General features: G+C 67.5%; 1 protein-coding gene. It reads left to right on the top strand.

All coding sequences use genetic code 11. The annotated features are described in order from the left end of the window. Positions 1-121: 121 nt before the first annotated feature. Positions 122-1,402, top strand: a complete 1,281-nt coding sequence (locus DXC79_RS09940; protein ID WP_117636073.1) for an IS256 family transposase — start codon at positions 122-124, stop codon at positions 1,400-1,402. Positions 1,403-1,484: the final 82 nt, after the last annotated feature.

Here is a 1,484-nt window from a genome sequence, read left to right on the forward strand (position 1 = left end):
GATCGCGTCGAAAATGTTGGTGTAAGGGTGGCACCCTAGCGCTCGTTTAACGAAGAACGGCCTTCGTCCTAGAATCTGAAATCACCACAACAACAGGTTCTAGGAAAGGACGAAGACCGCTATGGAAATCTTATCAGACCCGACGCCGGACATGCTCGCCATGCCCCGTTTCGATGACGGCGCCATCGACATGCAGGAGCTGCTCCGCAGACTCGCCGAGCAGGTCGTGAACGCCGTGATGGACGCCGAGGCCGACCAGCTCTGCGGTGGCGGGGCGAACAGCCGGAACGGCTACCGCGAGAGGTCGCTCGCCACCTGCGTCGGCACGCTGACGCTGCGCATCCCCAAACTGCGCTCCGGCAGCTTCTTCCCGGAGGACGTGCTCGAGCGCTACCAGCGCGTCGACCGCGCCCTCGTTGCCGCCGTCGCCGAGATGTACGCCACGGGCACGAGCACCCGCAAGGTGCAGAGGGTGGCCGAGAAGATGGGCGTCTCCAGGCTCTCGAAGGACCAGGTGAGCGCAATCGCCTCGAGCCTGGACGCAGACATCGGGGATCTGTGCGGAAGGCCGCTCGACGGCTCGCCGGTGCCCTACGTCTGGCTCGACGCGACCTACGTCAAGTGCCGCCGCGAGGGGCGCGTCGCCTCCACCGCCGTGGTCACCGCCATCGGCTGCGATGCGGGCGGCTGGAGGCGCGTCCTGGGCGTCGACGTGGTTGACACCGAGTCTTACGACTCGTGGCTCGCCTTCCTGCGGGCTATCCGCTCGCGCGGGGCGGCGGGCGTGCGGCTCGTCGTCTCGGACGCCCACCCGGGGCTCGTCCGGGCGCTCGGCGAGGTCTTCCAGGGCGCCGCGTGGCAGCGCTGCGCGGTCCACCTCATGCGCGACTGCATGCGCGAGGCCGGCTCCTGGCAGCTCAGGCGCCGCGTGGGCAGGATCGTGTCGCAGGTGTTCCGCGGGCGCGACGCCGCCACCGTGACGGCCATGTACCACGCGGCGTGCGACATGCTGGCGGGGTGCTGCCCGAGGGCGGCGGCCGTGCTGGAGGAGGCCGAGCCCGACGCGCTGGCCTACCTCGACTTTCCGCCGACCCACTGGAAGCGCCTGCGCACCAACAACGTGCAGGAGAGGACCAACCGGGAGATAAAGCGCAGGTCGCGCGTCGTGCAGGTGTTCCCCTCCACAGGGTCGCTGGTGCGGCTCGCGGGCGCGGTCATGTGCGAGCAGGACGAGATATGGCAGGAGTCCCGGTACTTCTCGGAAGTGAGGATGAACGAGCTCTACGATGACGGTCGCACTCGGGGAATCGACGGTCACGTCGATTGGGCGCGGCTTGAGGCGGAGGCCAGGAAGATGCTCGAGGCCGGTCTCGAGCTTGCGGACAGGGTCGAGGCGGCATAGGATATCAACCGTATTCCAGATTGCAGGACGCAGGGCCGACTCGCTTCGAATCGGGCGCTACACCAACTTTCTCGACACTACC

This window comes from Collinsella sp. TF08-11AT (assembly GCF_003437035.1).
Lineage (GTDB): Bacteria > Actinomycetota > Coriobacteriia > Coriobacteriales > Coriobacteriaceae > Collinsella.